The sequence below is a fragment of the Collinsella sp. MSK.8.10 genome (assembly GCF_019041915.1).
In the GTDB taxonomy this organism is placed as follows: domain Bacteria; phylum Actinomycetota; class Coriobacteriia; order Coriobacteriales; family Coriobacteriaceae; genus Collinsella.
Genome location: NZ_JAHPYF010000008.1, coordinates 79384 through 103686, shown reverse-complemented (window position 1 = coordinate 103686; position 24303 = coordinate 79384). Strand labels below are relative to the sequence as shown.

General features: G+C 59.9%; 21 protein-coding genes. 15 read left to right on the top strand and 6 right to left on the bottom strand.

What is annotated here, in order from left to right; translation table 11 throughout:
* Window positions 1–38: 38 nt before the first annotated feature.
* Window positions 39–1022 carry a DNA/RNA non-specific endonuclease gene (locus tag KTF55_RS08950; RefSeq protein ID WP_152067555.1) on the bottom strand — a complete coding sequence of 328 codons (984 nt, stop codon included), beginning with the start codon at window positions 1020–1022 and terminating at the stop codon, window positions 39–41.
* A gap of 119 nt (window positions 1023–1141) precedes the next feature.
* Window positions 1142–2152 (bottom strand): LacI family DNA-binding transcriptional regulator, encoded by a 1011-nt coding sequence (locus KTF55_RS08945; RefSeq protein ID WP_040359542.1) that lies wholly within the window; start codon window positions 2150–2152, stop codon window positions 1142–1144.
* A 415-nt stretch (window positions 2153–2567) separates the two neighbouring features.
* On the opposite strand from KTF55_RS08945, the gene KTF55_RS08940 reads away from it, so the two are divergent.
* From KTF55_RS08940 to KTF55_RS08915, 6 genes are all read left to right on the top strand, one after another.
* On the top strand, window positions 2568–4040 hold the full coding sequence (locus KTF55_RS08940; protein WP_196033257.1) for a PTS fructose transporter subunit IIC: 1473 nt from the start codon (window positions 2568–2570) through the stop codon (window positions 4038–4040).
* A gap of 144 nt (window positions 4041–4184) precedes the next feature.
* A complete protein-coding gene (locus KTF55_RS08935; RefSeq protein WP_195192740.1) occupies window positions 4185–5459 on the top strand; it encodes a class II D-tagatose-bisphosphate aldolase non-catalytic subunit in 1275 nt (424 codons plus the stop codon).
* 125 nt (window positions 5460–5584) lie between these two features.
* Window positions 5585–6268 carry a fructose-6-phosphate aldolase gene (gene fsa, locus KTF55_RS08930; RefSeq protein WP_006235616.1) on the top strand — a complete coding sequence of 228 codons (684 nt, stop codon included), beginning with the start codon at window positions 5585–5587 and terminating at the stop codon, window positions 6266–6268.
* A 63-nt stretch (window positions 6269–6331) separates the two neighbouring features.
* A complete protein-coding gene (locus KTF55_RS08925) occupies window positions 6332–7162 on the top strand; it encodes a transketolase (protein ID WP_156063460.1) in 831 nt (276 codons plus the stop codon).
* Window positions 7162–8100, top strand: a complete 939-nt coding sequence (locus KTF55_RS08920; protein ID WP_196033265.1) for a transketolase family protein — start codon at window positions 7162–7164, stop codon at window positions 8098–8100. Before KTF55_RS08925 ends, KTF55_RS08920 begins: the two co-directional genes overlap by 1 nt.
* A gap of 11 nt (window positions 8101–8111) precedes the next feature.
* The gene (locus KTF55_RS08915) at window positions 8112–8564 is read left to right on the top strand and encodes a PTS sugar transporter subunit IIA (RefSeq protein ID WP_055310174.1); all 453 of its coding nucleotides are present in this window, start codon (window positions 8112–8114) and stop codon (window positions 8562–8564) included.
* An 803-nt stretch (window positions 8565–9367) separates the two neighbouring features.
* On the opposite strand, the gene KTF55_RS08905 is transcribed toward KTF55_RS08915, so the two are convergent.
* Window positions 9368–10246, bottom strand: coding sequence for an ATP-dependent sacrificial sulfur transferase LarE (locus tag KTF55_RS08905; protein ID WP_196033268.1), 879 nt, complete (start codon window positions 10244–10246; stop codon window positions 9368–9370).
* Window positions 10247–10419: 173 nt separating this feature from the next.
* Here KTF55_RS08905 and KTF55_RS08900 point away from each other — a divergent pair, with 173 nt between their 5' ends.
* Window positions 10420–11070: an HAD family phosphatase gene (locus KTF55_RS08900; protein ID WP_161115403.1), complete on the top strand. Its 651-nt coding sequence runs from the start codon at window positions 10420–10422 to the stop codon at window positions 11068–11070.
* A 113-nt stretch (window positions 11071–11183) separates the two neighbouring features.
* Here the strand turns inward: KTF55_RS08900 and KTF55_RS08895 are convergent, their stop codons facing one another.
* Window positions 11184–12296 carry a LacI family DNA-binding transcriptional regulator gene (locus KTF55_RS08895; protein ID WP_226790704.1) on the bottom strand — a complete coding sequence of 371 codons (1113 nt, stop codon included), beginning with the start codon at window positions 12294–12296 and terminating at the stop codon, window positions 11184–11186.
* 300 nt (window positions 12297–12596) lie between these two features.
* On the opposite strand from KTF55_RS08895, the gene glmS reads away from it, so the two are divergent.
* Window positions 12597–14444: a glutamine--fructose-6-phosphate transaminase (isomerizing) gene (gene glmS / locus KTF55_RS08890; RefSeq protein WP_217108367.1), complete on the top strand. Its 1848-nt coding sequence runs from the start codon at window positions 12597–12599 to the stop codon at window positions 14442–14444.
* Between the two features lie 114 nt (window positions 14445–14558).
* On the opposite strand, the gene KTF55_RS08885 is transcribed toward glmS, so the two are convergent.
* Window positions 14559–15260: a GntR family transcriptional regulator gene (locus KTF55_RS08885; RefSeq protein WP_226790702.1), complete on the bottom strand. Its 702-nt coding sequence runs from the start codon at window positions 15258–15260 to the stop codon at window positions 14559–14561.
* Between the two features lie 193 nt (window positions 15261–15453).
* Between KTF55_RS08885 and KTF55_RS08880 the strand changes: the two genes are divergently transcribed.
* From KTF55_RS08880 to KTF55_RS08870, 3 genes are all read left to right on the top strand, one after another.
* Entirely contained in the window at window positions 15454–16488 is a 1035-nt protein-coding gene (locus KTF55_RS08880) for a YeiH family protein (RefSeq protein ID WP_138113569.1), read from the top strand.
* A 266-nt stretch (window positions 16489–16754) separates the two neighbouring features.
* Window positions 16755–17972, top strand: a complete 1218-nt coding sequence (locus KTF55_RS08875; protein ID WP_217108366.1) for a helix-turn-helix domain-containing protein — start codon at window positions 16755–16757, stop codon at window positions 17970–17972.
* Between the two features lie 84 nt (window positions 17973–18056).
* Window positions 18057–18632 carry a hypothetical protein gene (locus KTF55_RS08870; protein WP_217108365.1) on the top strand — a complete coding sequence of 192 codons (576 nt, stop codon included), beginning with the start codon at window positions 18057–18059 and terminating at the stop codon, window positions 18630–18632.
* A 64-nt stretch (window positions 18633–18696) separates the two neighbouring features.
* On the opposite strand, the gene KTF55_RS08865 is transcribed toward KTF55_RS08870, so the two are convergent.
* Window positions 18697–19218, bottom strand: a complete 522-nt coding sequence (locus KTF55_RS08865) for a nitroreductase family protein (RefSeq protein WP_217108364.1) — start codon at window positions 19216–19218, stop codon at window positions 18697–18699.
* A gap of 294 nt (window positions 19219–19512) precedes the next feature.
* Between KTF55_RS08865 and KTF55_RS08860 the strand changes: the two genes are divergently transcribed.
* The 4 genes from KTF55_RS08860 (at window position 19513) to KTF55_RS08845 (ending at window position 24205) form a co-directional block, all read left to right on the top strand.
* Window positions 19513–19803: a hypothetical protein gene (locus tag KTF55_RS08860; protein ID WP_006235631.1), complete on the top strand. Its 291-nt coding sequence runs from the start codon at window positions 19513–19515 to the stop codon at window positions 19801–19803.
* Window positions 19804–19984: 181 nt separating this feature from the next.
* Entirely contained in the window at window positions 19985–20485 is a 501-nt protein-coding gene (locus tag KTF55_RS08855; protein WP_217108363.1) for a MarR family winged helix-turn-helix transcriptional regulator, read from the top strand.
* Entirely contained in the window at window positions 20485–22209 is a 1725-nt protein-coding gene (locus tag KTF55_RS08850) for an ABC transporter ATP-binding protein (RefSeq protein ID WP_217108362.1), read from the top strand. The genes KTF55_RS08855 and KTF55_RS08850 overlap by 1 nt, the downstream gene beginning before the upstream one ends.
* A 1-nt stretch (window position 22210) precedes the next feature.
* On the top strand, window positions 22211–24205 hold the full coding sequence (locus KTF55_RS08845) for an ABC transporter ATP-binding protein (RefSeq protein ID WP_217108361.1): 1995 nt from the start codon (window positions 22211–22213) through the stop codon (window positions 24203–24205).
* Window positions 24206–24303 lie beyond the last annotated feature (98 nt).

The following is a 24303-nucleotide window of genomic DNA, read 5'->3' as shown; positions in this document are numbered from 1 at the left end:
AAACGGATCATTTAGGCTTTGGGGCAGCTTGGTCGGTCCTAGTCTCCCGAGGCCTGATTGCGGCCGGTGGTGTAGTCGATCTGCACGTGCGGCTGCAGGTTGTAGCAATATACGTGGAAGCAGAGGGTCTTGCCGTGGTCCTCGACCGATTGCGCCTCAAGGCGCATGCCACGGCAGACAAGTTCCTCTTCGTTATACATAGGCGTGACGCGGTAGAGCACATGGTTGCCCGTATCGCGAATATAGTTGAGAATCTGCTCTTCAAACGGCAGCATGCCCGTCTCGTTGAGATAGCGCGTGCCGGTGAGGAGATTCTTGCGGTTGGCGTTTTCGCCGCAGAGCGACCAGGCGATAAGGTGGCAGCGGTTGTAGAGGCTCTGGCCCGGAATAAAGTCGTAGCGCTGCTGGTGCCAACCGGCAGGATGGATGCGCGAGATATCGCCGCGCTCGCCTTGACCGAGTGATTCGGGGCCCACGCAGGCGAGCGCTTTGCGGGTGCGGCCCAGGCTGTCGAGCTTGGAGAACTTCTTAAAGCAGCCCTCTTCTGTAGCGCGCTCGTATTCATCGAGCGTGAATGATGGTGTGCCGAGCGGGTGCGTGCTGTCGGCGCGAAGGGCAACGTAGGGGTTGCCGGCGTAGTCGGGAATGCTGCTGAGATAAACACCGCGGGCGCGGTTGAGGTCGGGGTTTTCGACCTCGTCGATGGGGGTGGCGGCACTGCCCGCGGAAACGTCGTCATCGGTGTCGGTCGCGGCGGAATCGGAGCCATCGCCAGAGTCCTGGCTGTTTTGAGGGTCCGCCGCGCTCGCCGTTCCCGATTCGAGCCGAGCGACCAGGTCTGCCTCGTCGTCGGTGCGGCTGGGACTCTCGTTTTGTTTTTCGGCCAGAGCCGCCGCCTGCTCATCGCCTTGCGGCGACAGCAACTTGGGCGCTCCGTCGAGCGATCCCGTAAACAGCGCAAACCCCAGCACCACGGCGGTGCCGATGGAAAGTGCTTGCTTGTAGGCGGGCTTGCGCGACATTGAGGCTCCTGGATGGACGGTTGGGAATCTACCAGTCTAGCAGGAGCCGGCAAGGGCCGTTCTGTCGAACAAATACTTAAGATTTGAGACAAACGCTACTGATTCATTTGTCCCGCGGTCTAGATCGAGGTGGAGTCGAGCCAGTTGAGCTTGCACTCGAGAATGCGCTGCTCGCCGGGTTCGCTGCTTCCGTCAAGTAGGGCGAGCAGCATCTCGGCTGCTTCGCGACCTTCTTGGTCGACGGGCTCGATGATGGTGGAGACGGTCGGTGTGGTGAGATTAGTCCAGTCTTCGCAGTTGAGTCCCAAAAGGCCGATTTGCTGCGGAAGCAGATGGGCCATTGGCTGGAGGGCCTTGTAGACACGGGGAAGTGCCCACTGATTTTGCACGAAGATAAGGGTTCGCTTGGCGGGATTGAACTTGAATTTAAAGTATTCAGTGAGCTCGTTGATTGACGGCTTGTTGTGATCGATGGGAATCGCTTTGTAGAGCTGCCCGTTCGCTGCCAGCGCCTCGGCATACCCCTGAAAACGCTCCATGCGGGTGCGCATTTCGGTCATGTTGGCGGCAATGGAAAAGAAATCTTCGTAGCCGGCGTCGAGGAGTGCCTGTGTGGCGTTGTACACGCCGTCGTAAAGGTTGGTTTTGATCCAGCTGGTACCTGGGCTATAGATGGCCGCATCGAAAAAGACGACCGGCTTGCCGGCGCGTCTAATGCGGTCATGCACGGCTTTGAAGTTTGCCGTGGGCTGGATGATAAAGCCATCGACGCCCAGCGAGAGCATCTTGTCGACGTACATGAGCTCGGTCTCGGGGTTAAAGTTGCTCGTGCAAACGACCGTCTGGTAGCCCGCGGGGAGCATGACCTGCTCCATGCCATTGAGAACGAGCCCCGCCCATTTGTTGGTGTTATCCAAAATGATGATGGCAATGACGTGGGTTTGCTTGCCGGTGAGCGTCTGCGCTTGGGCGTTGGGAACGTATCCGAGTTCCTTAATGACGCGCGCGATTTTGTTCTGCGTCTTCTCGCTAAGCTTTTCTCGTTTGTCGTTGAGGTAATACGAGACGCTTGCCGTCGAGGTTCCCGCCTCTCGAGCGACGTCTGCGATCGTAACGCGCTGTTTTGCCACAGCGACTCCTTCCGACAGATGAGCATTTTCCAACATGATGACTTTGAGTCTTGGTGAAGGATACGCTTCGGTGAGCGGCTTTTTCCTTTCATATGAGTATGCAACAAATGCGGCATACGGGTGGGGTCGAAATTTGTGACCGGCATGCGCATCTGCCGTCTACCGAGAAAATCAAATACTTCTTGACTTTTGAAATCGAGGGCAAAATCGCAGGATTCATTTTTGGTTAAACGCATAACTAAATCGCATAACCAACGCTCTGACCTGCGCGTTTACCGAAATAAGCTGGCATTAAGAAAAACGAGCACCTATATTGTTCTTGTCGAAAAGACAGCAAGTCCAAACGGCAGGGGATGCTCCGGAGGCCTCCGCAAACGGTGTCTTGCGCACGCAACTCTATGAAAAGAGGGAAGCAATGAAGATCGTAGGCGTTGCCGCCTGTACTGTGGGTATCGCCCACACGTATATGGCCCAGAAGGCGATTCAGGATGAATGCGCCGCCCGTGGCATCGAGTGCAAGGTCGAGGCTCAGGGTGGCCTGGGTATCGAGAATGAGCTCACGCAGGAAGACGTGGACTCCGCCGACCTGGTCCTGGAGTCCGTCGACGTGGGTGTCGAGAACGAGGACCGTTTTGAGCAGAAGATGGCCGAGGGCAAGTTCCTGAAGGTCGGCACCTCTGATGTAATCGCCGATCCGGTAAAGATCATCGACCAGGCCATTGAGATCATCAAGGCGACGGGTGGCGCCGTTGACGCGCCCAAGGCCGAGGCCAAGGCAGAGAAGAAGGCCGTCTCCGCTGCCCCGCAGGCCCCGACACCGGCGTCCAAGCAGTCTATCTTTGCCGATCCTGGCAAGACGCTGCTCAATGCATTCAATACCGGCGTTTCCTATTTTATCCCCATCGTCGTTATCGGCGGCGTGTTCCTCGCCTTCTCGCTGGCATCCGGTACCGCCGGCGCCAACGGCATGGAGGTTACGAACCCGCTGATGGTGAGTCTTAACACCATCGGCATGGCCGGCATCTCCATGATGATCCCGGTGCTTGCGGCATACATCGCCTACTCGATGGCTGGCAAGCCCGCGCTCGCCCCCGGTTTTGTCCTGGGCTACCTGGTCAACAACGCAGTCGTTACCCCTAACGGCAACAGCGTTTCGACCGGCTTCTTGGGCGCCATGATCATGGCGGTCATCTGCGGCTACTTTGTCCGCTGGATGAAGACCTGGAAGGTCAACAACACCATCCAGACCATCATGCCCATCCTGATCATCCCGATTCTGACCTCGCTTGTCCTGGGCATGGCCTATATCTACATCCTGGCCACGCCGCTTGGCTTTGTGATGGACTGGCTCACCGGCGTGCTCGGCAGCCTGCAGGGCGGTTCCGCAGTTGTCCTGGGTCTGGTCATTGGCGTTATGACCGCCTTCGATATGGGTGGCCCCATCAACAAGACCGCCTCGACCTTCACCATGGCCATCATGGCCTCCGGTATCTACGGTCCTAACGGTATGTTCCGCGTCGCCGTCGCCGTTCCCCCGATCGCCTGTGGCCTCGCTGCGCTCATCGCCAAGAACAAGTTCGATGACGCTGACCGCCAGATGGGCATCTCCGCGCTGTTCATGGGCTGCATCGGTATTACCGAGGGCGCTATCCCCTTCGCGGTCAAGGACCTCGGTCACACCCTGCCCGGCATTTGCATCGGCTCTGCCGTGGGTGCGGCACTTGCCGCCTTCCAGGGCATCGACTGCTACGTCCCGCACGGTGGCTTTATCGTCGCCCTTGCCACCAACAACGTCGCGCTGTTCTGCCTGGACATCGTGATTGGCGCCGTGGTCGCCGCTGCAATCCTGATTGCCATGAAGCCCACGCTCGACAAGCAGGCCAAGTAAACCTTTAAGGACTCCGGTTGTGCGGAGGGATGGATTTGACTCCGCACAACCGCCTCTACACAACAAAATCCATCCGTACTGATAGGGCCCACATCTGGGTCCCAGGGAACTTTTGTCAAAAATCCTCTGGAGAAGGAGAACAAAATGTCCAACCTCACCATCCGTCAGGCCGTTCAGGGCATGCTCAAGCTGCAGGATAGCGGCGATCACGCAACCATGGTCGGCATTGGCCCCATGAGCCCCAACCTGATTCAGGCCGTGTTCGAGCTTGCCAAGGACGAGGATTTCCCGCCCATGTTTATCGCCAGCCGCAACCAGGTCGATATGGACGAGATGGGCGCCGGCTACGTCAACGGTTGGGACCAGACGCGCTTTGCCGCCGACATCAAGAAGGTTGCCGACGAGGTGGGTTACACCGGTCCGTACTACCTGTGCCGCGATCACGGCGGTCCGTGGCAGCGCGACGAGGAGCGTAACGCCCACCTGCCCGAGGACGAGGCCATGGAGCTCGCCCGCAAGTCCTTCGTCGCCGACATGGAGGCGGGCTTTGACCTGCTGATGGTCGACCCCACCAAGGACCCCTATCAGATCGGCAAGGTTATTCCGCTCGACGTGGTGCTTCGCCGCACGATTGATCTTATCGACTACCTTGAGCAGTACCGTCGCGAGCATAACCTGCCCGAGGTTGCCTATGAGGTCGGTACCGAGGAGACCAATGGCGGCTTGACCTCTACCGATAAGTACGAGGAGTTCATTTCTCAGCTGCAGCCCGAGCTCGAGAAGCGCGGCTGCCCCATGCCCACCTTTATCGTCGGCCAGACCGGTACGCTCACCCGTTGGACCGAGCAGGTCGGCCATTACAACTTCAAGAATGCCCGCGAGCTCGCCGACATGGCTAAGCGCTACGGCGTGGGCCTGAAGGAGCACAACGCCGACTATCTGGACGACGCGACGCTGCTCGAGCACATCCCGGCACACGTGACCGCCTCCAACGTTGCTCCGCAGTATGGCACCGAGGAGACCCGCGCCTACCTCAAGCTCTGCGCCACCGAGCAGATCCTGGTCGACAACGGTCTGTGCGATGACCCCTCCGACCTGTATCACACCCTGCTGGTCAAGGCTATCAAGACCGAGCGCTGGCGCAAGTGGATGACTGGCGACGACGTCAACCTGCAGGTCGACGACATTCTTGCCGACGATGAGCTCAGCCTGAAGATCCTGGATGTCTCCGGTCACTATGCGTTCAACGATCCCGAGGTCAAGGAGCAGGTCGAGAAGCTCTACCGCAACCTCGCCGCTCAGGACATCGACGGCAAGCGCTTTGTCATCGAGCACATCAAGCGCCCGATCAAGCAGTACGTCGTCGGTCTTAACCTCAAGGGCGTCACGACCCGCATCGAGGCCGCTCTTGCCGAGTAAGTAGCTTTTCCTACGCGACGCCGGGCCTGGGGCATGTCCCAGCCGCAGGCCCGGCACATAGGACAAAGGGGCATCCCCTTTGTCCTATTTTTTGAGTTTTGGATTCCTTCGAAGGAGTTTGCACCATGAAGTTCTTTATCGATACCGCCAATCTGGACGAGATCGCCGAGGCCAAGAGCTGGGGCTGCCTGGCCGGTGTTACCACCAACCCGTCCCTGTACGCCAAGACCGGCGGCAAGCTTGCCGACTTTGAGCCGCATATGCTCAAGATTGCCGAGCTCTGCGAGGGCCTGCCCGTTTCCGCCGAGTCTACCGCTACCACTGCCGAGGGTATGATCGAGGAGGGCAAGCGCCTTGCCGCCCTCGCCCCCAACATCGTGGTCAAGCTTCCCGTGTGCGAGGCCGGCCTTGCCGCCTGCCGTGCGCTGGCCGATGCTGGCGTGCGCGTCAACATGACGCTCGTCTTCTCGCCGACGCAGGCCCTTATGGCCGCCAATGCCGGTGCTCGCTACATCAGCCCGTTTGTCGGTCGTTTCGATGACATCGCCGAGGACGGTATCTCGCAGCTCGACAACGTCGTGACCTGCATTAAGAACTACGACTGGACGGGCAAGAACGTCGACGACACCGTCGAGATCATCACCGCCTCGGTTCGTACGCCCAACCACGTGACCCAGGCCGCGCTACTCGGTGCCGATATTGCGACCGTGCCCATGGCCGCTCTCAAGAAGTGCCTGCATCATCCGCTGACCGACCAGGGCCTCGCCTCTTTTGAGGCTGACTGGCAGAAGGTCGTCGCTCAGGCTTAACGAGTGGATTGCCCCGGCATCGCGTCATCCGGTGCCGGGGTTGTTCTCAAGAGAGGAATTCGTATGACCAACCAGGAGCTGGCGAAGGTCGCCAATGAGGTCAGGAAGGGTGTCGTGACTGCGGTTCACGCGGCCAAGTCGGGACACCCGGGTGGATCGCTCGGTGCTGCCGACATCATGGCGTATCTGTACTTTGAGGAAATGAATATCGATCCTGCCGACCCTCACAAGGCCGATCGCGATCGCTTTGTGCTCTCCAAGGGTCACGCGGCGCCGGGCCTGTATTCGGTGTTGGCAAATCGCGGCTATTTTCCCGTCGAAGAGCTCGAGACGCTGCGTCATATTGGCAGCCGACTGCAGGGCCATCCCAACATGAACGACGCCCCTGGCATCGATATGTCCACCGGATCGCTCGGTCAGGGCATCTCCGCCGCGGTTGGAATGGCACTCGCCGCAAAGCACTGGGGTGACAGCTACCGCGTCTACACGTTGCTGGGCGACGGCGAGTGCGAGGAGGGCCAGGTGTGGGAGGCGGCCATGTTTGCCGGCAACCATGCGCTCGACAATCTTGTTGCCGTCGTCGACCACAACGGCTTGCAGATTGACGGCACAATCGATGAAGTTAACTCGGCCATGCCGCTCGCTGACAAGTTCCGCGCCTTTAAGTGGCATGTGATCGAGCTCGCCGACGGTAACGACATGGCGCAGATTGCCGCCGCCTTTGCCGAGGCCCGCAAAGTGAGCGACTCGCCCGTGGCCATTATCGCCGAGACGGTGAAGGGCAAGGGCGTCTCCTTTATGGAAAACCAGGTGGGCTGGCACGGCAAGGCACCCAACGATGAACAGTTTGAGCAGGCCATGGCCGAGCTCGCAGCGGCAGGGGAGGAGCTCTAATGGCAGACGTCAAGAAAGTCGCCACGCGCGTTAGCTATGGCGAGGCACTTGTCGAGCTGGGCAATGAGCGCGATGACTTTGTGGTTCTCGATGCCGACCTGGCCGCCGCCACGCAGACCGGTAAGTTTAAGGCTGCGCACCCTGAGCGCTTCTACGACGCCGGCATTGCCGAGAGCAACCTGATGGGGCTCGCCGCCGGCATCGCGACCACGGGCCACGTCGCCTTTGCGAGCACCTTTGCGATGTTTGCCGCCGGTCGCGCGTACGAACAAGTGCGTAATTCCATTGGCTATCCGCACCTCAACGTCAAAATCGGTGCCACGCATGCGGGTATCTCGGTCGGTGAAGACGGCGCCACGCACCAGTGCTGCGAGGATATCGCACTCATGCGCACGATCCCGGGTATGACGGTAATCGTTCCCGCCGATGACATCGAGGCTCGCGCTTGCGTGCGCGCCGCCTATGAGTTTGAGGGACCGGTCTACATGCGCTTCGGACGCCTGGCAACGCCGGTCATTAACGATCACGAGGACTATGAGTTCAAGATTGGTCGCGGCGTGGTCGTGCGCGAGGGGTCCGATGTGACCATCATCGCTTGTGGCCTTATGGTCGCCGAGGCGCTTGAGGCTGCCGAGGCGCTCGCTGCCGATGGTATCGATGCCGAGGTCATCAATATGCACACGATCAAGCCGCTTGATGAGCGCCTGGTGGTTGCCAGCGCCAAGAAGACCGGTCGCGTGGTCACCGCCGAGGAGCATTCGATTATCGGTGGTCTTGGCGAGGCCGTGGCCTCGGTGCTCGCAGAGCAGCATCCGGTGCCGATGCGTCGCGTCGGCGTGCGCGATGTGTATGGCGAGTCCGGCCCTGCGGTCGATTTGCTGCACAAGTACGGTTTGGACGCCGACGGCATCGAAGCTGCGGTCAGGTCCGTGTTGTAAGGAAGGTTTCCATGGGATTTGTATCTGCCAACCAAGTGACAATCGGGTATACCGCCGCCTCGCGCGAGGACGCCCTACATTATTTGTCCGAGCAGGCCATCGAGCTCGGCTTTGCCGATGACGCATCTGCCGTAGAGGCCGCCTTCATTGCTCGCGAGAACGAGGCCGAGACCGGCCTTGTCGCCGGTTTTGCCGTTCCGCATGCCAAAAGCGACGCGATCCACACGCCGGGCGTTGCCGTGCTTAAACTGACCGAGCCCGTTGAATGGCCGAGCTTCGATGGGGTGCCCGTCGATGTTGCGCTCGCGCTGTACGTGCCCGCCGGCGAGGCCGGAACTACGCACCTGCGTCTGCTCTCCAAGGCTGCCGTGATGCTGATGGACGCCGGCTTCCGTGACAAGGTGCGCGCGAGCACCGATCCCGTTGAGATTGCGGAGCTCATCAATAGCGGACTCGAAGACTAGAACGGTCATCCCGTTCAATCAATTGATCCTTCTCCAAGGAAAAGGGCCGCGACGCCGTATGGGTGTCACGGCCCTATTTGCGTTTCCCCAGATAAAACCTGCCAAAATAAACCTGTCGCTTTTTGGCAGGCTAATCGTGAGTTATTTCACCGCAACTTAGGGCACGGTTAGGAAGTGTGCACCTTAAAGAGTGGAGCCCTTGATTAGAGAGATTGCGCTCGTCTCTCTAAATGTCTCTCTAAAGAGAAAGCTAGTTAAAGAGATAACATTGGGCAATCTAACAGTGAATTCGATACATCTCTCTAAATGTCTCTCTAAAACAAGGCGCTTATCTCTCTAAAGTTAGAGAGATATACGAAACGTTAGAGAGATAAATCTATTGTTTTAGAGAGACGGAATGCCAAAATTCGTCCGTCCGCTACCATCTGCCAAAAATGGAGGATAAAGGGCTCATCGAAGTAATGGGTTCGTCGACGAGCCGCAACCGCCGCTATCGGAAGAAGTAGATGCAGGCGAGTCGCCCCTCTTGTGTCTCTCGAAGTGAGATGGGTGCTAGGGGGGGCGACTGCCTCGCGATATTTCCCCAGATAAAACCTGCCAAAATAAACCTGTCCCTTATTGGCAGGTCAGTTAACGCAGTGCAGGTTGAGCATATGCGAGCGAGCGGGCTCCGGGTGCGGTAAGGTGACGTGAAACAAGCGGGCGCTGACCTTTTGGTCGCGCCCGTGAAGTTGAACGTCAGATTGCCGTGCCCGGGGCCCGCGCAGCGCCGAGCAGTTACGCCGTTTGTAAAACGGCGTAACCTAAAGATTCATGTTGCCGTGGATGTAGGGGGTGACCTCGGGGGAGATATGGTCGCAGCCCAGTTCGCGCAGCGCGGACTCGATAACGGCGGGCAGCGGGGTTTTGCCCTCGGCATCGACGGCGTTGCCGCCGAGGGCAGCAATCTTGGCGACATCTGCGGGTGCGGCCTCGATATGCATGCAGCCGCCGATCAAGCGCGCGCGTACCTGTGCCAGATCAAGATCGTGCAGGTAATCCTCGCAGGCGCGGATTAAATCGACCTTCTCGCGCGTAAGCTCCTCGCCCGTGGGGACGCGCGTGGCAAGACATGCTCCCGCCGGCAGGTTCCAAACGGGATAACCCCATGCGCGCAGCAGCTCGCGCTCTTCGTCCTTGGTAAAGCCGACCTCCATAAGGGGTGAGCGTACGCCGAGCTCTTCTGCCGCACGCATGCCGGGGCGGTAGTCACCGCGATCGCTTGCATTGCTGCCATCGATGACGGTGGGAAAGCCGAGCGACTTGGCGTGGTTGACGATGGCGGTAAAGCCGGCGTGCTTGCAGTGGTAGCAGCGATTGGCATCGTTGCAGGCTACTTGGGGGAGCTGCAGCTGATCAACCGAAAGATTGAGCACGGGGAGCTTAAAATGCGGCCCCTCATTGGCCTGCCCATCAACGGACTGCTCAAACGAAGCCTGCTCGGGCGTGCCGATGAGCGGCGTGGTGAGATGGACGAGGAGGGTATTGGTAGGCATGACGCGGGCGCATACGGCGGCCAAAAAGCTGCTGTCAACGCCGCCGGAAAACCCGATAGCCACGCGCCTGTATGCCAAAAGCAGCTGTTCGAGCGCCGATAGCTTGTCTTGAAGCTCCTCTGCGGGTGCCGTGGTGTCTAAAATCATGAAACGATCCTTATCGTTGAGTACTCGATCGAAAACTATAATCCTAATGCGTTACTTGCCATAAGACTTCTATCTGTGTAACGAAAGTGCAATATGGCATATACGTTATATACAAGTTGCCAAATGCGGTAGAGTTGCAGCAACGCGACAGCGAGAGTCGATGGGGGACCGATATGATCAAGGCTGTTATTTTTGACATGGATGGAACGCTGGTCGATACCGAGCGTTTGGGGATTAAGGCCTGGAAGGCAGGCGCCGCTGAGCTGGGGCTCGCGATTGATGAAGCGCTGATCCATCAGTTTATCGGCCGCACGCTGCCCGATGTTATGGACATCCTTGATAAGCATTATGGCAGCCACGAAACCACCGAGGCGATCTATCGTCGCCACAAGGAGATTCGCGACGAGATGGTCAAGACCGAACTGGAACTTAAGGCCGGTGCCGCCGAGTGCCTAGACGAGCTGCTGGCTGCGGGCTATCACGTGGGTCTAGCGACGTCGTCGCGCCTCGTTACGGCCGAGCGCAACCTTAAGATGGTCGGTCTTTTTGACAAGTTTGAAACGGTAACGTGTGGCGAGGACGTCGTGCACGGCAAGCCCGACCCCGAGATGTATCTGCTCGCCTGCGAGCGCGCGGGCTTTGCTCCCGAGGAATGTGCCGTGGTCGAGGATTCGCGCAACGGCTGCGTCTCGGGCATCACGGCCGGATGCCATGTCTTCGCCGTCCCCGATATCGTGCCGCTGCCGCAGGACGTGGTGGATGGCTGCGAGGCCGTGCTCGATACGCTGTTCGATCTGGCGGCGGCGGTCAAGGCCGTGCGCTAGACAATTGCGGTGTTGAAACGAGCAATTGCCCACGTTTGCGCTCAAGCAAAAGGGGTCCGGCAATGGTCGGGCCCCTTTTGCTTGAGCGGCGACTTAGCATACTTGCGGGTGTGCTATAGATACGCACCGAGGTTGATGGCCGTGGCGTCGGTCTGGCTGCTTGCCTGGGTGCTGGCGCGTTCCAGCAGGAACGGCCGCACGAGTTCTTGGCGGTTGATGTCCTCGATGGCCGTGACCGCGGTGACGGTGCGCGCGGCAGAGCTGACGTGGATATGCTTGGTCTTTGTCGGGACCTTGTTCTCGATTTGCTCCATGAGCAATTGAACGCCCTTGCGGCCAATCTCGTAGCCCGAGGGCGCTACCGTAGTGAGCGGGACCGATCCGCTCCAAGCGAGTGGGTTGCCATCGCAACCTGCTACGCGTACTTGCCCGGGGACGGCGATGCCTTTGTCGACCAGCGCCGAGATGACGCCCGAGGCCAGCACGTCGGTCAGACCGACGACAAAATCGGGGCGTTCGTCGGCGGGGCGCGCGGCGATTTGGGCGCCGATGCCGTAGCCGTCGGCGGCGGTATTCCATTCGCCGGCGTCGATGACTTCGATCTTGATATCGGGGTGCAGGGCGAGCGCCTTATGAATGCCAAGGACGCGCAGGGTGAGTTGCATAAATGCTGCTCTACCCACAACGGTGATATGGCGTGCGCCGCGGGCGATGGCAAGTTCGGCAATGATGCGACCCTGGGCCTCGTTGTCGGCCGCTACGTAGTAGCCGGGCTCGGAGCAATGGATGTCCAGATGGACGATCGGCACGGGCATTTTAGTCATGGCCGGATGCCAGTCGGGGGACGCCATGGGCTGAACCATGACGCCGGACATCTGGGTGCCCATAAAGTAGCGCAGGTAATGGTTCTCGAGAATATCGTCATTATCGGCGTTGGCGATGAGCAGGTCGTAGCCGTGCTTGCGGGCCTCGTTGTGGGCGCCGCTGGCGATTTGGAGCGAAAAGCCGTGGTCGAGACGGGGGAGCACCAGGCCAAAGGACTTGGTGGCGCCGCCCGCGAGCTGACGGGCGCTTTGGTTGGGCAGGTAGCCAAGGCGATTGATGGTCTCGTTGATGAGCTTGAGGGTCTCGGGGCGCAGCTTTTCGGGGTGGTTGAGCGCGTTGGAAACCGTGCCCAACGAAACCCCGGCCTCGCGCGCGACGTCGCTGATTTTTACCTTTGCCATAGCGGCCCCTTTGATGCGTTTCAAGTACAAGGCAGATTGTAGCATCCCAAACCTACCAAAAAGGGACAGGTTTATTTTGGCAGGTTTTATCTGGGGAAACGCTGGAGCCCAGGCCACCACAAAGGCGCCTGTCCCCATCGTGGTGGTTTGGGCATGTGTGCATCGAGTGGTATCTAAGTTGAGATACCACTTCTGGTATATCAGCTTGCGTTTCCGTGAGTACAATACTCGAACGTTATGCGTCTCAGCGCCCCCTGTGCGTGGACGTTTTGCAGTCAAGCGGACGAAGGGATTTATCCTATGTGCGGAATTGTCGGCTACACCGGCTCTGATATTGCAAAGAACATCCTGGTCACGGGCCTCAAGCGTATGGAGTATCGCGGCTATGACTCCTCGGGCGTCGCGCTCGAGGTGGGCGAGGGCGCCGCGGTGCACCTCGACGTCATCCGCCGCGTGGGTAAGGTCGCGGGCTTGGAGAGCGAGCTTTCCAATATCGACAGCGACGCTACCTGCGGTATCGGCCACACCCGTTGGGCCACCCACGGCAAGCCCTCCGTCGTTAACGCTCACCCCCACACCAGCTGCGACGGTCGTATCGCCATCGTCCACAACGGCATCATCGAGAACTTCGCCGAGCTGCGCGAAGAGCTGGAGGGCCGCGGCCACCACTTTAAGAGCGAGACCGATACCGAGGTCTTCGCGCATCTGATCGAAGAGGCTTATGCCGAGACGCACGACCTGATGGCCTCCGTGCGCGAGGCTTGCACCCACGTGGTCGGTGCCTATGGTCTGGCCGCCGTGTGCGCTGACGAGCCCGGCGTGATCGCCGTGGCCCGCAAGGATTCCCCGATCGTGGTCGGCGCGGGCGAGACCGGCGCCTATGTCGCCTCCGACGTCATCGCGCTCATCGACGCAACCCGCGACGTCGTGGTGCTCGAGGACGGTCAGTTTGCCAAGCTCACGCCCGCAGGCGTCGAGTACACCGACGAGGCCGGCAACGTTATCGAGCCTAAGGTCACCCACATCGACTGGGACCTGGACATGGCAGAAAAGGGCGGTTATCCCGACTTTATGCTCAAGGAGATTCACGAGCAGCCGCGCGTCGTGCGCGACACGCTGGTCGGTCGTATGACGCCGGCCGGCGAGCTCGACATCGACGAGCTGGGCCTTTCGCTCGAGGAGCTCAACGACATCGACCGCGTCTACGTGATCGCTTGCGGCACCAGCTATCACGCTGGCCTCATTGCTAAGAATCTCATCGAGGGCTGGGCTCGCATCCCCACCGAGGTTGAGGCGGCCAGCGAGTTCCGTTATCGCAATCCCATCATCACGCCGACGACGCTCGTCGTTGCCGTGTCCCAGTCGGGCGAGACGGCCGATACCCTTGCCGCCATTCGAGACGCGCGCATTAAGGGTGCCAAGGTCTTCGGCATCACCAACGTGGTGGGCAGCCCCGTGGCGCGTGAGAGTGACGGCGTCATCTACACCAAGGCCAACAAGGAGATCGCGGTCGCCTCGACCAAGAGCTTCATCGGCCAGGTCGTGAGCCTCACGCTGCTGGCTTTGCTGTTGGCGCAGGTCAAGTACCGTCTGACCACCAAGCAGGCGCGCATGCTGTTCCGCGAGCTTTCCGATACGGCCGAGCAGATCCAGTGGATTTTGGATACCCAAACCGAGGCCGTGCATGAGGCCGCCCTGCTGTGCAAGGACGCGCAGTCCGCACTGTTCGTGGGTCGCGGCATGGGCGCCGCTATTTCCTACGAGGGTGCGCTCAAGCTCAAGGAGGTCAGCTACCTGCACGCCGAGGCCTACGCCGCCGGCGAGATGAAGCACGGCCCCATTGCCCTGATCGACCCGGGCTTCCCTGTCATCGCTGTGGCCACCAAGAGTGCCACCTACGACAAGACCGTGTCGAACCTCATGGAGTGCAAGGCGCGCGGCGCCAAGGTCATCGTCGTTGCCACCGAGGGCGACGAGGAGATCAACAAGATCGCCGACTGCATCATCCGCGTGCCAGCAGTCCGCGACGTGTTCAGCCCCATCACGGCGAGCGTCCCGCTGCAGCTGCTCGCCCGCGAGGTCGCCATCCTGCGCGGCTGCGATGTCGATCAGCCCCGAAACCTCGCTAAGAGCGTGACCGTGGAATAGTTGGTTCCGCCGTTCTAGCGACTAAGGCCCGGCTCCGCATCAAGACGGAGCCGGGCCTTTTCTGCATTTGCCCAGATAAAACCTGCCAAAATGAACCTGTCCCTTTTTGGCAGGTTAGCGGAGCTTGCTGGTCTCGAAGTACTCGGGGAACTGGTCCAGAACCTCGGTCTGGTTGCGGAACATCATATGCAGGTGCTTGCTGACCAAAAAGCTCGCTTCGATGGGGTCGCGACCGGCGATAGCGCGGCGAATCTGCTTGTGCTCGTTCACGATGTCCTGATTGTCGAGAACCTGCGTGGCGGCGCGCAGCCAGCGGAAGCGCTCCAGGTCGGCATTGGTCTCTTCGAGCCACGACCACACGGTGCTGCGACATGCGATGCTAAAAATCATGTGATGCATGAGGTTGTCGCTCAAAAAGAAGCCGATGCGATCCTCTTCGGCCATGGCCTTTTCCTGCAGCGCGATGGCGCGGTCGAGCTGCTCGATGCCAGCCGACGTGGCGCGCGCACAGCATTCCACGATCACCTGCTTTTCCAGATGCTCGCGGATGTAACAGGCACTCTCGGCAAGGGTGAGGTTGATGGGTGAGACGTAGGTACCGCTCTGGGGCACGGTGCGCACCAGGCCTTCCTGCGCCAAGCGAACCAAAGCCTCGCGCACGGGCGTGCGACCCATGTCCAGGTCATCGCAAAGCTGCTTGACGCCCAGCTTTTCGCCCGGCTTGTAGTCCAGGTAGACGATTTTGCGTCGAATGGTGTGGTAGGACTGGTCCTGTAGACTCGTTTCCTGCTCGCCGACGTGCATCGATTCTTCCATAGCGCCTCGCAACTGTTCTATCAAACTCATATGTCAGTTGTTAATTATGCCGCGAATCAGCTCTCCGCGGTGGGTAATTCGGCTGTTGCCTGAGAACTATTGCGGCATCTTAGTCTGTGTTTGCGCAAGGCTGCACTCAATGTTGCCGTATCATAAGCCGTCGCAAACGTGAAATAGAAAGAAGGAATCCCATATGCAACTGGCAAATATCGTACGCGAGCGCTGGAAGGGCGTCTTGTTCTGCCTGATCATCGCCATTCCCGCGACGTTGCTCGGCAAACAGGTTGAGGTGGTCGGCGGGCCGGTGTTTGCCATCCTCTTTGGCATGGTCCTGGCGCTCGTCTTTCCCAAGAATCGTCGCGAACAGCTCGCCGCCGGCGTTACCTATACGTCCAAAAAAGTCTTGCAGTACGCGGTTATCCTGCTTGGCTTTGGCATGAACCTCTCCCAGATTCTGTCCAAGGGCGCCCAGTCGCTGCCGATTATCGTGGCGACAATCTCGACCTCGCTTGTCATCGCCTTTGTGCTCTGCCGCGTCATGAACGTGCCAGGTAAGATCGCGACGCTTGTGGGTGTGGGTTCGTCGATTTGCGGCGGTTCCGCCATCGCCGCGACCGCACCCGTCATCGATGCCGACGATCGCGAGATTGCCCAGGCCATTTCGGTCATCTTCCTGTTTAACGTTATCGCGGCGCTCGTGTTTCCGACGCTCGGCGGCATGCTCGGGCTGACCAACGAGGGCTTTGGCCTGTTTGCCGGTACCGCCATCAACGACACCTCGTCCGTAACGGCTGCGGCGAGCGCCTGGGACAGCATGCACCCCGGCGCCAATGTGCTCGAGAGCGCCACAGTGGTCAAGCTCACCAGGACGCTGGCCATTATTCCCATCACGTTGGTTCTCGCATGCTGGCAGATGCATCTGGCGCGCAAGGCCGGCGGTGACGCCAAAAGCACGTTCTCGCTTAAACGCGCGTTTCCCATGTTCGTGCTGTTCTTTGTGCTGGCGAGCGTGATCACCACGGTGCTTCAGCTTCCCGCGTCCTTTACGGCGCCCATCAAGGAGCTGTCGAAATTCTTTATTGTGATGGCCATGGCGGCTATTGGCTTTAATACCGATATCGTCGAGCTGGTCAAAAAGGGCGGCAAGCCCATCGCATTGGGCTTTTGCTGCTGGATTGGCATTGCGTGCATGAGTTTGGGAATGCAACACGTACTGGGAATCTGGTAGAGAAGTAGCTTGTTTGCGTGCTGGTTGCTGGTGAGCGCATTCTCACGGTGGAGCGATAGGAGCTCTTGCGGGTATGGCTTGTCCGCAGGTTTATAAGTCCCGAAGAGCTCTTATCGCCCCGCCAGGATGGCGATGCGGGGCAACACCTATACTCGCAGGACGGCGCTTTCTGCCCTATAGTGTTTGGTGAGCAATATCGTTCAATTTTGAAACACTCGGTCGTGCGACCGTCGGCGGCTGCATGTCGCCGCGGACAGGGGCAAATCATGGATAGCGATGCCAAGCTGAACATCTTGACCGAGGCCCTGGCTGCTGCCGGGGCCTCGGCATTGGCAATCGATGCGCGTGGGGACGTCGCGATCTCGACCATGAATGACGCGGCGCTTGAGCGGGATGTGGCGGCTTTTGTAGCTGAGCGCCTCGACCGTATAGGAGACGGCGCGCGTCTGGTTATGGGGCGTGCGGGTGCGCGCCTGAGCCTGACCGTTCGCCCCACCGACAAAGAGGGCGGGGGACTTTGGGTCGTCGTGGTCCGCGAGGTGCGCGGTGCCGCGGCGCATGCGGGCATCGAGTGGCTCAACGCCGACGAAGTTGAGGCCCGCTACGAATCGAGCGCGTACGGCATCGTTGAGGGGGCGGCCTCGGTGGCTGCGCCGGTTGCAGAGAGTTACGCGCGCGGTGTGCCTCTTATGCTCGAGGGCGAGCTGGGAGCGGGTCAGGTCGAGATCGCCAAGCGCCTCTATCTGGACGGTCCTTTTGCCGATCAGCCCTTTGTTTCCGTTGCGCTCGATGAGCTCACCGAGCGCGGTTGGCGCCATGTACTCAAAAGCGTCGAATCGCCGTTGTTCCAAATGGGGCTGACCCTTTGCATTGAGGGCTGGAACGCGGTTGGCCCCCAGCGCCTCCGCGAGCTGGTCTCCACGATGACCGACACCGCGTTGGCGACGCGCTGCCATGTGGTGCTGACGGCGAATGACATGCCGGGCGGCGGCGAAAGTGATCAAGCCGCCTTTGTGACCGAGCGCTTCGCCTGTGCGGTGAGCGTCGCGCCGGCAATCGCCGAGCAGGGAGCCGCGTCGACGAAGGTCGCGCGCTATTTGGAATATCTCGCTGATGCATTTGGGACGGCAGCGCCTACGCTGTCTGCCGCGGCGACGAAGACGCTCGATGCTTACCGCTGGCCGCGCAACTATCTGCAGCTCCGCGAGGTCTCGGAACGTCTGTATATATTGGTGGGGACGGGCACGGTGGACCGCGCTGTGGCGGAGGAAGTGCTCGCCCAAGAGGACGTGATTAAGACCGCAACCTTTGGCGCCCCGACGCTTGAAAGTGACCTGTATATCCTGCGACCGCTGGCCGATACCGAGCGAGATATCGCGCATCTGGTTGTAGACCATCTCCACGGCAACCGAACCCGTGCGGCGGAGGTGCTGGGCATAAGCCGTACAACGCTGTGGCGCTTGCTGAAGGACGATGACCGTTGAGCGAGGCGCCCGTGACCGCACGCGACGCGTGTGCTACAGTCCAAAGCGTTATTGTTTCGATTTGGTTACGGCGTGCGAGGGCATATGGCTGAGACTTCAAAACCGAGCCGCAGAAGGCGGAGTGCCGCGCCGGTCAACCGACGCACAACATCGGTGACGTGGGGCAAACACGCCTCGGGGTTTGATGGCTCGTTCAAGCGCACTAAATACGGCTATCCTTCGGCAAGCGCCCGCTTGGCAATGCAGGCAGAGTCCTCGCTGTGGGGCCGCAAACGCGTGGTGGGCTCAAAGCTCAAGCACGACGGAACGCTCGGTTACATCAGCCGCGGGGCGGCTCGCCGCAGCGGGCTCAATCCCGCCGGCTGGCATCGCTACGTGCCGATCGTGGCCGCCGTTGCAGTGATCGTCATCGCGCTCGCTGCGCTCGGATATGCCGGCGGTGGCGCCAACTTGGACGCAATGTTTAAATCGCCCGAGCTCGCGCATGTAGGTACAGAAGTTGTCGAGGGCGCTCAGGCCCAGACGAGCGTCGCGCCCCAGCGCGGTATCGTTGCGGCGGCCTCCACCATCGCCGATGTGCAAAAGGACGAAGACAAGCAAGGCGACGACGTCGAAACGGCCCAGACGAACGAAACGACGACAACGGCGACGTCAATATAAGTTGCGAGTGGGGTAGCTAAAATAGCCCCGTCCCAAATTAGCTACCCCTGCTGACGTTCCTGTACTATTTCACGTACACCACGTTGTTGCGGCGCGGCTTTGCCTCGGGTAGCGTGTCCTCGGCGTAGCCAAGAATGCAGTTACCGACGCCGCGCAGGCTGCCGTCGGCGGGCAGGCCCCAGCTGGCCAGCAGCTCCAGGCCCTCGGGCGAGTCAAAGACCTCATGCGCGCGGTGAATCCAGCACGAATCGACACCCAGTGCATAGGCGGCGTTGAGCAAGTTGCCCATGGCGAGCGAGCCGTCTTCCAGATGTGTGGGCACGCTGCGGTCAACCAGCACCACCACAACGGTCTTGGCGCCATAGAAGGGGTCGCTGTTGCTGCCCATGACTTGCGCGTTGAGCTGCGAGAGACGCTCGACGGTCGCGGGGTCGGTGACGGCGACAAACGTCACCGGCTGGCGGCCCATGCCGCTCGGTGCATATTGGCCGGCTTCGATAATACGTGCAAGCTTTTCGGCCTCGACGGGACGATCGCTGTAGTTGCGGCAGCTGCGGCGGTGAATGAGTGCTTCGATAGTCTCCATGGTGTCTCCTTGCGGTGGCGTTGCAGATGCCCCGTTCATACCCGTCGGGCTCAAACGATAGACGGTCAATTGCCCGGCCAAAAGGATAGATTCCAATTGGGAAAGTAGGTTTGCATAAAAGTACCTTCAGAATGTGACAAACAAATGGGATGGTTAAACGTTTTATCCCGTCTACCCTGCGGTTTTTTACCACTTGCCTAAATGACGAACGCATAACCTCTGATAAAGGTTTTACTAAAGGAGTACCAACGTTTATCAATGCGCCGTGGTGGCGCCGGGCCAGGAGGTAACATCATGTTCCAGGCTGGAGATGTCGTCGAGACCGATTTCGAAGGATTTCTGAAGCTGCTGCGTTCCAAGACGCGCGCTTTCGTGTCGATCAACGATCACGAGTACTACATCACGCACACCGATGGCTATTGGCGTGTTCAGGATTGCGAGGCCCTCAACGACAAGGGCCACTTTACTGACTGTTCTGAGTTGGTCAACACGGTCTGCGAGGTCGTCGAGCTGCCGTGGATTGCCGGCAAGAGCCTGCATGACAGCTTCTCGGGCGCTACGGTCTATGAGGCCGTCGCCGCTTAACAGGCAATAAAACCCGATTTTCACGTGACCGCTGGCGCCGCCCCCGCGCCGGCGGTCTTTTTCTGCCGATAGGCCATAAAAATGCACGCATTTGCGGAGAGCCTGTTGACGATAGTCAAAACTCGGACTAATCTAGAGACACATAATTGGTCAAAAATCGGACAATTGAATGGTGGGATAGATGAATAGTGCGGTTACGCTGGTCGACTTCGATCGGTTGCTCAATGGACTCGACCATATCTATTCGGAGTTCTCGCGCGCCTGCGGCCTTTCGGACTGCGCCTATTGGATGCTCGTCGACACTAGCACGGCGGGCGGCAGTATTGCCGTAAGCCGTCTGACAAGCGAATGGTTCTACAGCAAGCAGACCATCACATCGGCAATTAAAACCTTGACGGCGCGGGGCTTCGCAACGTTGGAGTTTGCCGAAGGCAGTCGTAAGAACAAGGTTGTGAGCCTGACCGAAGAGGGCAGGCGATTTGCCGAGCGTTATGCGCTGCCGGCACTCAAGGCCGAGCAGCGAGCCTTTGGCGCGCTTGAGCCATGTGAGCAGCGCGAGATTATGCGCTTGATCGGCAAATTCTCTCAGGTGCTCGGCGATGAGTGCGATGCCTTTAAGCAGCATATCGCTGCCGAGAGCCAAGCCGAGAATCAAGGTGAGGGGGAGTCGTGCGACTGTTAATGAGGTTTTTGAAGCCCTATCGAGGGCTTGTCGCAGTGACGCTGCTGGTGCTGCTGGTGGATAACGTCGGTACGCTGCTGGTTCCCACGATGCTGGCGAACATGGTCAACACCGGTATTACCACGGGCGATATCGACTACATTTTACGCAACGGCCTATACATGTTTATCGCGACCAGCATGGCTAGCGGCGGCACGGTGCTGGGCTGCTATCTTTCGGCGCGCCTGGCCGCCAACGTGGCTTGCGATATCCGCAATGCCGTGTACGACAAATCGCTCGAGCTCGCGGCCAGCGATTTTGAGCGCTTTGGCACCGGATCGATGATCACGCGCTCGCTCAACGACATCAACGTGATTCAGCAGGCGATTCTGCAGACGATTCAGCTGGTGCTGCCCGTGCCGTTTTTGGCTGTGGCGGGCATCATCTTCGCCTGGTTTATCGATCCCGCCATGGGCACGCTTCTGGGCGTAGTCGTTGCGATTGTGCTGGTGGCGGCGGTCTTTACGGTTGCCAACGCGGCGCCGATTTTTATGCGCCTACAGGGCTTTATCGACCGCATGAACGTGGTGCTGCGCGAGAATATTGTGGGCGTGCGCGTCATCCGTGCGTTTAACAAGGAGCGCCACGAGGAACGGCGTCTGGACGAGGTGTTTAGCGAATACGCCGCCAACGCCATCAAAGTCAACCACCTGTTTGTGGGCCTCGACAGCTCAAGCTTCTTTTTGATGAACATCGCCGAGGTGGCGGTGCTGTGGGTGGGCGGCAACCGCGTAGGCGCCCACGCCATGCAGATTGCGAGTATCTCGGCGGTGCTGGAGTATGCAATTCTGATCCTGTTCTTTGTGATGATGGCCCAGATGGTGGTGCTGACGCTTCCGCGTGCTGCCGCGTGCCTGAACCGTGCGCAGCAGGTGTTGGAGATTGAGCCGAGCATCGTCGATGGCGAGCGCACGCTGGATGACGGGGCGCGCGAGCCCCAAGACGAAGCCGATGCGGTGGCTGTGTTCGACCACATGTCGTTTCGCTTTGACGATGCCGACGAGGACACCCTGTGCGACCTGAGCTTTGCCTGCCGTCGCGGTCAGACGACTGCGATCGTTGGCTCGACAGGCTCGGGCAAATCGACGGTGGCAAAGCTTCTGCTGCGCTTCCACGATGCCACCAAGGGCTCCATTCGCCTGAATGGTGTGGACCTGCGCGAGCTTACGCAAGATGAAATCCGCGGGCGCATTGCCTATGTGCCGCAGAAGGCGTGGCTGTTCTCGGGCACGGTGGCGAGCAACCTTCGCTTTGGTAACGAAGGCGCGACCGAGGGCGACATGCTTCACGCGCTTGAGGTTGCCCAGAGCACCTTTGTACTCGACCAACCGCAGGGGCTCGATACCCCGGTTGCCCAGGGCGGTACGAACTTTTCGGGCGGCCAGCGCCAGCGCCTGGCCATTGCTCGCGCGCTCATGAAGCGCGCCGACCTGTATATCTTCGACGATAGTTTTTCGGCCCTGGACTTTAAGACCGATGCGGCCCTGCGCCATGCGCTGCAGGACGAGACGCGCGACGCCGCGGTGCTCATCATCGCGCAGCGCATCTCGACTATTTTGCATGCCGACCAGATCGTTGTGCTCAAGGACGGCGAGGTCGTGGGCTTGGGCACGCATGGCGAGCTTATGGAAACCTGCGAGGTGTACCGCGCCATCGCGGAATCGCAAATGAAGGGAGGTGAGTAGCATGACCGGGGAGCTCAAGAAGCAGGGCGGCGTTGATGACGCCGCTGCCGCGGGACTGGTCGAGGAAACGGCTGCCGCGTCGACCGAGCTGGATGACGCCGCCAAGCGCGAGGCTCGCCGCCAAGCGCTCTACGAGGAAAACGAACGTGCCGAGGACGAGCGCGCCCGCGCCGAGGCAGAGCGTATGCGCGACGTGGACGACGAAGACGAGGACGAGACGCCTCGGGATACCTGGGCGACGGTGCGCCGCCTGTGGAGTGAGGCTGCCGGCGACCATTGGCGCTTCTATATCGTGTTCGCGAGCATTGTGTTCTATGTCATCTTTAACACCGCCGCGCCGGCATATAGCGCCCGCGTGATCGATGAGCTGTGGGGCCACATTCAGGTGGCGTTTGCCAACGACACCACTTTCAGCATCACCTGGGAGAACTGCGGCAAGACCATTTTCGTCTACTTTATGATCTGGACTGCCGCTGCCTCGTTCTATGCGCTCCAGAGCTTTTTGATGTCGAGCGTCGCTGAGCGTCTCAATCTGCGCCTGCGCAACCGCATCGCGCAAAAGCTCAACCGTCTGCCGCTCGCCTATTTTGACGCGCATCGTCCCGGCGAGGTCGTCAGCCGCGCGACCAACGACCTGGACAAGATGTCCGAGAGCATGCAGCGCGGATTGCTGCAGCTGCTCGTGTCGATCGGCACGGTTGTTGGTGCTGTGAGCGTGATGTTCGTGTTCAGCGTGCAGCTTACGCTCGTCTTTCTGTTCTTTACGGCACTGTCGCTGCTGGTGACGAAGGTCGTCTCGCGCCGCACACACGATGTGACGGGCGAGCGCCAGGAGTGGGTGTCCAAGATTACGAGTGCGGTCGAGGAAGGCTATTCGGGCCGTCTGGTGATCCGCGCGTTTAACCGCGAACGCCAAAGTTCTGCCGAGGTGCACCAGGCCTCGGGCGAGCTGGCACGCGTGAGTGCCAAGGCCGACTTTATGATCAATGCCGTCGGCCCTGCGGTGCGCTTTATCGGCCGTTTGGCGCAGATCGTGATCGCGCTGGTGGGCTGCAGCATGCTGGTTGCCGGTCACATGACCGTCGGCGTGTTCCAGGCGTTCTTCCAGTTTATCTACGAGGCGTCCGAACCCATGACGCAGCTGTCGTTTACCTTCAACTCGCTGCAGAGCGCGTTGGCGAGTGCGGAGCGCGTGTTCGACCTGCTCGATGAGCCCGAGATGGAGGCCGATCCGCTGCCGGACGAGGCCGCCAAGCTGCCGGGTCGCGTTGAGGGTCGCGTCTCCTTTGAGCACGTGCGCTTTGGTTATTCGCCCGACAAGCCGCTTATGCACGACGTGTCGTTTACCGCCGAGCCGGGCCAGAAGATTGCCGTGGTGGGAACCACGGGCGCGGGCAAGACGACGCTCATCAACCTGCTCATGCGCTTCTACGAGATTGACGGCGGGCGTATTACGCTCGACGGCGTGGATACGAGCCGCATGGACCGCGGCGAGCTACGGCAGCAGTTTGGCATGGTGCTGCAGGACGCCTGGCTGTTCGATGGCACGATTGCCGAAAACATCGCCTACGGCTGTCCCGAGGCGACGCGTGAGGAGATCGTGGCGGCTGCGCGCGCCGCGCAGGTCGACTTCTTTGTGCGCACCATGCCGCAGGGCTACGACACGCGCGTGGCCAACGATGCCGAAAGCATCAGCCAGGGCCAGCGCCAGCTGCTGACCATCGCACGCGTGCTGCTCAATAACCCGGCGATTCTCATCCTGGACGAGGCGACCTCAAGCGTGGATACGCGTACCGAGCTTGCCATCGGTCGTGCCATGGACGCGCTCATGCGCGGGCGCACGAGCTTTGTGATCGCGCACCGCCTGTCGACGATCGTGGACGCCGACCTGATCTTGGTCATGGATCACGGCAACATTATCGAGCAGGGCACGCATAAGGAGCTGCTGGCTGCCGAGGGTGCCTACGCCGACCTCTATCTGAGCCAGTTCGCATAATGTGACAAAGGGACAGTCTCTTTGCCACATCACAAATAAGGCGCGCCGGGGATGAATTCCCTGGCGCGCCTTTGCGTTGATGCCGATGTCGTTTTGTG